The sequence below is a fragment of the Calothrix rhizosoleniae SC01 genome (assembly GCF_900185595.1).
Taxonomy (GTDB): domain Bacteria; phylum Cyanobacteriota; class Cyanobacteriia; order Cyanobacteriales; family Nostocaceae; genus Calothrix_A; species Calothrix_A rhizosoleniae.
The window spans coordinates 1-8,636 of record NZ_FYBH01000344.1 but is presented as its reverse complement, the minus strand read 5'-3'; the positions used below and the strand labels follow the sequence as shown (position 1 = coordinate 8,636).

The 8,636-nt window shown below is 39.1% G+C and carries 8 protein-coding genes and 1 tRNA gene; 5 read left to right on the top strand and 4 right to left on the bottom strand.

The window, feature by feature from the left end; all coding sequences use genetic code 11:
• Nucleotides 1-900: 900 nt before the first annotated feature.
• Both CALSC_RS21120 and CALSC_RS21115 read left to right on the top strand, forming a co-directional pair.
• Nucleotides 901-2,619 (top strand): ABC1 kinase family protein, encoded by a 1,719-nt coding sequence (locus CALSC_RS21120; protein ID WP_088243238.1) that lies wholly within the window; start codon nucleotides 901-903, stop codon nucleotides 2,617-2,619.
• A gap of 67 nt (nucleotides 2,620-2,686) precedes the next feature.
• Nucleotides 2,687-3,061, top strand: coding sequence for a hypothetical protein (locus CALSC_RS21115; RefSeq protein ID WP_088243235.1), 375 nt, complete (start codon nucleotides 2,687-2,689; stop codon nucleotides 3,059-3,061).
• A 615-nt stretch (nucleotides 3,062-3,676) separates the two neighbouring features.
• On the opposite strand, the gene CALSC_RS21105 is transcribed toward CALSC_RS21115, so the two are convergent.
• Nucleotides 3,677-4,270, bottom strand: a complete 594-nt coding sequence (locus tag CALSC_RS21105; protein WP_088243233.1) for a macro domain-containing protein — start codon at nucleotides 4,268-4,270, stop codon at nucleotides 3,677-3,679.
• Nucleotides 4,271-4,605: 335 nt separating this feature from the next.
• Nucleotides 4,606-5,730, bottom strand: a complete 1,125-nt coding sequence (locus tag CALSC_RS21100) for a serine/threonine-protein kinase (RefSeq protein WP_088243232.1) — start codon at nucleotides 5,728-5,730, stop codon at nucleotides 4,606-4,608.
• Between the two features lie 504 nt (nucleotides 5,731-6,234).
• Here CALSC_RS21100 and CALSC_RS21095 point away from each other — a divergent pair.
• The 3 genes from CALSC_RS21095 (at nucleotide 6,235) to CALSC_RS21085 (ending at nucleotide 8,057) form a co-directional block, all read left to right on the top strand.
• Complete coding sequence (locus tag CALSC_RS21095; protein ID WP_088243231.1) at nucleotides 6,235-6,648, top strand: Hsp20/alpha crystallin family protein; 414 nt, start codon at nucleotides 6,235-6,237, stop codon at nucleotides 6,646-6,648.
• A 326-nt stretch (nucleotides 6,649-6,974) separates the two neighbouring features.
• Entirely contained in the window at nucleotides 6,975-7,685 is a 711-nt protein-coding gene (locus tag CALSC_RS21090) for a hypothetical protein (protein WP_200817700.1), read from the top strand.
• Nucleotides 7,686-7,766: 81 nt separating this feature from the next.
• The gene (locus CALSC_RS21085) at nucleotides 7,767-8,057 is read left to right on the top strand and encodes a hypothetical protein (RefSeq protein WP_088243236.1); all 291 of its coding nucleotides are present in this window, start codon (nucleotides 7,767-7,769) and stop codon (nucleotides 8,055-8,057) included.
• 17 nt (nucleotides 8,058-8,074) lie between these two features.
• Here CALSC_RS21085 and CALSC_RS26655 read toward each other — a convergent pair whose 3' ends face one another.
• Nucleotides 8,075-8,224, bottom strand: coding sequence for a hypothetical protein (locus CALSC_RS26655; RefSeq protein ID WP_159460659.1), 150 nt, complete (start codon nucleotides 8,222-8,224; stop codon nucleotides 8,075-8,077).
• A gap of 131 nt (nucleotides 8,225-8,355) precedes the next feature.
• Nucleotides 8,356-8,429: transfer RNA gene (locus CALSC_RS21080), tRNA-Arg, on the bottom strand.
• Nucleotides 8,430-8,636 lie beyond the last annotated feature (207 nt).

Below are 8,636 nucleotides of genomic sequence, written 5' to 3'. Positions count from 1 at the left end.
TTAAAAGCCTGCATTGCTTATGCTGCTAACTGTAAGCAGAGGTGAGACTATGATCTTAGGGAACAAATTCCTAACAGGTGATGAAAAAAACACTATTTAATCACCTAGTTGTTAATTTCCGGATTAATTATTGACCAATGTGTATAAAACATTGTAGTTAGCCCCAGGTCATAAATATGAGTAATAATAACAAAAACCCTAAACCCACTGGCAAACCAATTATTACTGAATCAGGTGCCACCAGAGTTGTCAAGAAGAACAAAAACCTTAATAACGACAATTCAAATAATTCTCGCTAAAATCTACAATCCAAATTACAAATACCGTGGGATACACAAAATTTTAAGTCTGTGGAGAGGGAGTAAGATTCGTTCGCACTTGTGTGGAACAGCGATCGCATTTTCCCACCGATCCTTATACATCTGCCACCAAATCTTTTGTCTAGTATTTTTACCAACACCCACTCCAGCAGACTTTTAATCCCAGCTTCAAACAATCAACTGAATAATATTAATTTTTATTAACAAAATATAATTTTTACTATAAATAGTTAAGAAAATCTAAAGAAATTCCGATTGTATTTTACATATCTATACACTCACAGACAAAAGCGAGGGTAATACATAAAATCAAACAGCAAGGAGATTATGGATACAAGAGTAACACCCTTCCTTCTGCCTATAAAAGTTGGAAATATAAACTTTTTTGTGATTGAATCAGAGCAAGTATATACTTTTGTGTATTAGGATAGAATAATTAGTAAATAATAAAAATAACTTTTAATTAAGTTTGATTAACTTATATAGAGCAAATAAAAACCTTGATCCTAGTGGATCTAATAAAAAAAAATTGTCGCAGGCAAAACAAAATTTGAGTTCAATTGAAGAGGTAGATAAGGGAGTGAGTTCGCAAACCCTTACAAAAGATACGAGAAAACTACGCTACGATCCCCGGGAGTTCGCTCGCCAATATCGTCATCGCCCCTGGATAGCTTGGGGGCGAGCACTGAAAATTATTGGTGGCTTCTGTAAGTTTATCTTCTGCCTGAAGTGGGATGAATGGCAAGATCGAGTTGAACAAAATCAAACAAAACGTGCTATCCAGCTGCGTCAGTTATTAACTCGTCTCGGTCCTAGTTTTATTAAAGTCGGTCAGGCTCTATCAACAAGACCAGATTTGATCCGTAAGGATTTCTTGGAGGAACTGGTAAAATTACAAGACCAGTTACCACCCTTTGATAATGCGATCGCTCGCAGAATTATTGAAATGGAACTCGACCGTTCCGTTGAGGAAATTTTTAGTGAGTTATCGCCCCAACCCATTGCTGCTGCTAGTTTGGGTCAGGTATACCGGGGTAAATTGCACAGTGGTGAGGAAGTTGCAGTCAAGGTACAAAGACCCAATTTACGCCCCATCCTCACCTTGGATCTGTATTTAATGCGTTGGGCTGCTACTTGGCTTAGCCCCTGGCTACCTTTGAATTTAGGACATGATCTAACTTTGATTGTGGACGAATTTGGTACCAAATTATTTGAAGAAATTGACTACCTAAACGAAGGACGCAACGCCGAAAAATTTGCCACAAATTTCCGTAACGATCCTCAGGTAAAAGTACCAGCGATTTACTGGCGTTACACTTCTACCAAGGTTTTAACTTTAGAATGGCTCAATGGATTTAAACTCAACGATACTAAGGCTATTCGTGCAGCAGGTTTAGATCCAGAAGAAATTATCAGAATTTGTGTTACCTCTGGTTTACAGCAGCTATTGGAACATGGATTCTTTCATGCTGATCCCCATCCGGGAAATTTATTTGCCATGCCTGATGGCAGAATGGGTTACATTGACTTTGGCATGATGGATCAGTTGTATGAAACCAGCAAAGAAACATTGGTGGATGCAGTAGTACATCTGATCAATCAAGATTATACTGATTTAGCCGAAGATTATGTGAAGTTAGGTTTCCTAGCACCAGACACAGATATTCGCCCCATAGTACCGGCTTTAGAAATGTTATTGGGGAATGCAATTAATCAAAACGTCGGGGATTTTAACTTCAAAACTATCACCGATCAATTCTCGGAATTGATGTATGACTATCCATTTCGAGTTCCTGCTAAGTTTGCTTTGATTATTCGTTCTCTGGTAACTCAAGAAGGTATTGCCCTCAGCCTGAATCAGAACTTTAAAATTGTCGAGGTAGCATATCCCTACGTTGCAAGGCGATTATTAACAGGGGAATCTCCCCAATTGCGCCGACGACTGCTGAATGTCCTGTTCAAAGATGGTAAATTTCAATGGCAGAGACTAGAAAATTTAATTGCGATCGCTCGTACAGATAGTAATTTTGATGTACTACCCACAGCTAGGTTAGGAATACAATATTTACTATCGGAGGAAGGTCAATTTTTGCGGCGACAGCTAGTACTCGCACTCACAGAGGACGATAGGTTGCATACAGAGGAAGTCCAAAGATTGTGGGAATTAGTTAAAGATGATTTGCAACCTAATCGCTTATTCGATGCAGCGATCGGTATGTTAACAGAAATATCCCGAGAAAGAGCGGCTGCAATTTTACCCCAAGCAACATCTTTATTTCCCTTAGCACAAAATAAGTAATATCCTGTTAATGGTTGATAATAATTTACAGATCAGCCATTAGCAATTTTAGGATTAATTTAGCATTATGTACTATTACCCTCCCCAACCGCCTTATTTACTGGTATTTTTCGGTTTATTTGCTGCTTTTACCTGTGGTTTAGCACTCACCGAAACCTTAAAAACAATTGTAGAGAAATGGCAAGCAGATGGGGCAGAAAATTCTGATTCTCGTTTATTAGCCAGGAAATCTACCTTACCATTTATTGGTGTGACATTGGGTTCAGCTTTATTTCTGTGTTCTGGTTTAGGAGTATTTGGCTTTCCACCCTTACTTGCTTATGGTATCGGCTTACCAATTACAGCACTTACCTGTTGGTTAGTTTGGTCTCAGCTAGGTAGTATGTTAGTTTATGTGGAAAATAAAGGGATAAAATCTCTAGATTTAGATTCTTTGAATTAAGTAACGTTAGCAGTGCCAAGATACCCGAATTAATCAATAATTCGGGTATCTTATTTTCTGCGTACTTAACACTCCTTGCTCTCATAACGAACATAAGTAGTTAAACATAATTAATTACACAATGTCATTGCGAGTGTAACGGAGTGAAACGAAGCAATCACAAGGGTTAGGATAACTTCGCGTAGTTCGTAATAATGATAAATATTTTTGTTTGATTACTTATGGGAAGATATTCATGGTTGTTGACCCACCCGACTGACTAAGAGGCCACCCTTTGGGTATAAAGTATGTACTCGGCAGAGTATGCCCTTCGGGCACGCTTCGCGAACGGGGAAGACGTAAACCTAGCTGGTTAGCCATTGCTGTAAATCCAAGGTGAACGTGTCAAAACAAAAATCAAACTGCCTGCGGGAGGCGGGCGGCTGCGCGGGTTCCCTCACTGAGGGGATAAAGGCAGAAATGCCAGAGATGCTGTGTAAGACTCAGACCGGATTTGGTTCCGGATACCCATTTTTTTGGGATACCCAACGGAGCAACGGCGAGCGAGACGCGTTCGCGGAGCGTGCGCGTCAGCGCTTAGCCCAAGACGTAGCGTAAGCGGAGTCTGTGGGTACTTCACCATCTTCCTTCCCAAATCAAAAGCTGTCTGGAAGCTGCAACAAAACAATTGAGATGCTTCGGCGGGTAAAGAAAATGGTCATATGCTAATGCCATTTGTCTTGCAGCTTCACCATATGGTACTCTACCAATTCCTGTACCCAAACCAGGACAAGCAATAGTACTAATTTTGTTGTGGTAATTTTGGTTATGTTGTCGAACAGCTAAAAGCATAGCCCACATGGCTGTATAAGGAATATCTGTGCCAACAATAGTCATGGGAACCCGCATTGTTGGTGTATGAGCCAAAAATGGGTGCTGAGGATGTCCAGTTTCGACAATCATTGATGTTCCTACTGGTTGTTCTCCTAGATAATCTGCAAGTATACGTTGCTGGACTCTTTCCATTAAGGAAATACCAAAGAATTTGATGATGGCAGCATCTATTCCACCATCCATCATACCGAAAGAGTTAGCAGGACTAACTAAACAGTCAAAATTTGGTAACCATTCAAAGTAGTTATTAACTATTTCTACGTTGGGTAAATAATTGAAATGTTCTTGAAATGCTTCTGCTAATAATGAATTGGGTGCTACTAATATCAGTCTCAAGCTTTATTCCTCCGCTTGAATACCTATTATAGTAGTTCCAATTAATTTCTGTAGTGGGAGCCGGACAGCTCCCTATTAAAGTAATAGCTACTCTTAAACCGTTGCTAAGCCCCGTCTAATTTGAAAATAGGGAGTCAAGGAGTGAAGGAGTGAAGGAATTATTTTCATGCTTGGTTGCGTACCAATGTACTCTACGAGAAGGCTGCGCCTACATGAGGGACTACCTTGAAAACCTTAGTTTTATAACAGGATTTTGAGATTGCTTTTGAGCATCGCAATGACACATCAGAATAATTATAAACTTCAGATTCCAACATGGATGAGGTTTAAGAGTTTCAATCACCAAGATATTTTTTCCTCATTTGCTCCAATTCTTCATCAATTTTATTACTAGTTGGCGACGTTGATGGAGTTGGGGATGAAGATTTAGATTGATGATTTGGCGACTGATTACTACTCAAAAAGATAGTTTTCATCTCCTCCAACTCTAAATCGATTTGACTTGGAGTAGAGTTTACTGTGGGGAGAATTGTGAGTGATTGTTTTGGTGGTGTGGTAGAAATGTTAGGTTTCGCTATTCTTGGAGTTTGAGAATTAATATCTTGGATAACTTTCTCTGCACTGTGGTAACGTCTGGCGGGAATAGTTACCAGCATCTTGTCCAGAATTTGGCTTAAGCTCGCACTCACAGGTTGTTGTAAGAATTGTTGCCAAATCCAGGTATCATGATTAACATCATATAATTCAAAAGGCGATCGCCCGGTGAGTAAGCGCAGACAAGTAGCCCCTAAACTGTAGATATCGCTAGCAAAAATCGCTTGTCCTCTCATTTGTTCTGGTGCAACATACTCGGGACTACCAATACTCGTACCAGTACGGTTGATGGCTGTTTCAGTCACAAATTTAGACGCACCAAAATCTACTAATACGGGTTGCTGGTTACTGCGATAAATAATATTTTCTGGTTTAATATCCCGGTGAATAACTTGCCTGTCGTGACAAAATTGTAACACTGGTAACAAATCTTGTAATAGCTGCCAAATCTGATTTTCTTGCCAAATACCCCTTTGAGACAATTCCTGAGCTAAATTTTGTCCTGCAATAAATTCTTGTATCAGATATTGGCGATCGTCTTGGTTAAAATATGCTAAGAGTTCGGGAATTTGTGGATGTTTACCCAACTCATCTAGCCTTACAGCCTCTTGATTAAATAACTCTACAGCCTTTTGCACAGTACTAGTGCCCTGTGCTTGAGGATAAAATTGCTTAATTACACAACTAGGTTGGGATGGTTTATGTTCATCCAGGGCGAGGAATGTTCTACCAAAGCCACCTTGTCCAATGGGTTTCAGTGGACGATAGCGTTCTTTCAGCAGTAGGGGTGAACCACAGCTAATACAAAATTTACTATTTTGGGGATTTTGAGGACTGTGACAGGAAGGATTAAGGCAATAGCTCATGTTCGGGACAAGGAAGTTCCTTTCTATATTGTGCCCCGTTCTTGTCCGAGGCAGATATATATATCAAATTGTGAATAAATACTACGCGAACAGGACAAATTTCACAAGTAATATGATTTCCGCTTTAATGCTTGTAATGACATTAGCATAGCTCCTATGTTGCTGTTCCCTCTGGAGAAAGTGAAAGAGGATAGGGGTTTGAGGTTGATCAAACTGGCATCTAATTTTTTTTAGAGCCGAAAAAATGAAAATTTCTCTGCATATCACCACAGTGCTTTATAAAATTGGTTTTATATTTGTTGTTCCATAACAATTAGAGTTAACCGTATCAATAAGATTACAGTTAACCGTACTATTGATTAATCCTATTTTATCGGTCGGTATTCATCAATAATTAAGTGATAAAAACCGAATTCACAAGGTTTTTAATTATCACTAATATAAGTGTAAAAGCAATGATAAATGTAATCACTAACTAGATAAAACAACTAGGAGTTAGAAATTATGGCTATTGTCCGTTACAATCCTTGGGCTGAAATGAATACTCTCCAACGTCAAATTGACCGATTATTTGCAGATTTTCAATCACCAACATCTAGAACCCCAGCAGCAGAATTGACCGAAACAGAGGATGCATTACACCTGAAACTAGAACTTCCTGGTATTGAAGCAAAAGATGTAGATGTTGAAGTTACCGAAAATGCAGTTAAGGTAGTTGCAGAACGTAAAATAGAACATAAAGAAGATACACGTTCTGAGTTTTATTATGGCAAATTCCAGCGTGTAATTCCTCTAAAAGCTAGAATTCAAAATACCAATGTTACTGCTGATTATAAAAATGGTATTTTGCATCTGACACTACCCAAAACTGTAGAAGAAAAGAGCAAGGTAGTTAAGGTTAACTTAGAACAGAATTAAGGTTGTGATTAACCTCATTGAGTGTGACTTTGTTTGTATGTGTGTGTAAGCCTGGTTGTTGATTCAACTGGGCTTTTTTGTTGCAGCTAGGTAATAATTTGGCTCAAATAGCGCGCGCTACAATACGGATATACGGACTTTATCATTCATTACCCAATATCCTATATACTATCTTCTGGTTTCTATATCCGACTTCTAACCTATAAGAAGTTAGGAATCTACTACCTCTGCAAATCTCATCTTGATCTTTAATTTATCTCAGTGAGCTATTGATACAAATCCTATAAATTTCCCTATCCCCTAATATTTTAGATACCCCAAATAAAATGCACAATCACTACTTCTATCGTCAAATCCAACTATTTCTTGTCACCGCCTTAGTCACTCTCGCAGGTTGTAACACACCAACCACAAATAATGGAGATACTTCACCAACTCCAACCACAACAAGTACCTCATCTCCTACCGAGAGTCCCGTTTCACAAGCACCTAGCAACGTCAATGTCAATCCTTCCCAACTCATATCCCCCCAAGGAATTGGTAAGGTGCGCTTAGGAATGACTTACGGAGAACTGAAGCAATCATTAGGTTCCAAAGCTACCTTTAAAGTCAAATCACCCTTTATGGTAGGTTCGGATGCGATCGCTGTTAATCAGAGTGACAAAACCTTATACCATATCCTGTACCCCACTGGCACTACTTTCTCAAATAGCAGTAGGATTACCAATGTATTGACTGAAAGCCCTGAGTATCGCACGGATAAAGGGGTAGGAGCAGGAACAAAAATCAAAGATGCAGAGGCTGCTTACGGTAAAGCGACTTTATCCTACAATACAGCCACTGAGTCGCGGGAGTATGTGAAATTTGCAGACTACAAGCAACGTTATATATATTTCCGTCCCTTAGCAACAACTGCTCAACCTTTTGCAGGAATCTACACATCCCCACCCCAGGAATTGAACAAAACCAACCAATTTCATGAAGATGCTGTAATTAAATCAGTACAAATTATCTGTCCCCCAACAGCTTGTACATAATCTGTAGCTCGTAGCGAACAGAAAAACCTCATTTGTTCTTTGTATATTATGATTTTTGAGGCTTTTGCTGTGATTTCGGAAATGACCTTAGGAATTATTGAACCTTACAATTGTGGATTTCTAGAAATTATCCCCGAAGGTGATGGAAGTGACTACTGGCTAATTGCAGGAGTACACATCAATGGGGAAGCATATCGCCCTAGTCCTCGACTGTATCGTAGCGAGCGATCAGCATTAATCAAAGCACAAAAAATTTATGATTGGATTGTCAACCATGAAACTCAAATTCAAGGTTGGGGATGTTGGTGTTCTGATTTGAAAATTACTCTCTGGCATCAACCTAAGGAATATCCTAGCTGCCCTTTATATTAATTACCTCCCAACGCCCATCAGAAGCCTACAGGAGGAGCAATAGTTAACATTGAGACAATTTCATCAAAAGCTGCTTTCAAGGCGGTAGCATGGGCACCTAGAATGACACCAAAACCCAAACAAGCGATCGCAGCAATATACATGAAAATAATAGTGCCAGTAGACATAGATACGGTTGCTCCTGGTATTTTTCGTTTACAGACACTTGATTCACAAATTTTAATAGAACAAAATAATTGAATTTATTCTGGCTCGGCAATATCTAAAATACTATGGGTATCGGGTTAAAGGTTAAAAACGAGCGCGGCAGGACTCGAACCTGCGACCGACTGCTTAGAAGGCAGTTGCTCTATCCGGCTGAGCTACGCACCCACATATACATTTTTGGTTTTGGGAAAAGTGACCTAAGACATTATATCTTTCCCTGAAACAGAATGCAATCTTTCAAACATCTAATTAATCTTAACAAAATTTTTCTCAAATCTATTTGACTCTATAGATTTGAGAAAAATTTAGCAGATTGATTGTGAGGTCGGGTATATTATGTTGTCAGTGGGTTAAATTTATATGTTTTTGTCT

Excerpts from the sequence above, each read along its gene's own strand:
- CALSC_RS21115 (WP_088243235.1), top strand. The coding sequence starts at position 2,687 with ATGTACTATTACCCTCCCCAACCGCCTTATTTACTGGTATTTTTCGGT.
- CALSC_RS21100 (WP_088243232.1), bottom strand. The coding sequence starts at position 5,730 with ATGAGCTATTGCCTTAATCCTTCCTGTCACAGTCCTCAAAATCCCCAA.
- CALSC_RS21095 (WP_088243231.1), top strand. The coding sequence starts at position 6,235 with ATGGCTATTGTCCGTTACAATCCTTGGGCTGAAATGAATACTCTCCAA.
- CALSC_RS21090 (WP_200817700.1), top strand. The coding sequence starts at position 6,975 with ATGCACAATCACTACTTCTATCGTCAAATCCAACTATTTCTTGTCACC.
- CALSC_RS21085 (WP_088243236.1), top strand. The coding sequence starts at position 7,767 with ATGACCTTAGGAATTATTGAACCTTACAATTGTGGATTTCTAGAAATT.
- CALSC_RS26655 (WP_159460659.1), bottom strand. The coding sequence starts at position 8,224 with ATGTCTACTGGCACTATTATTTTCATGTATATTGCTGCGATCGCTTGT.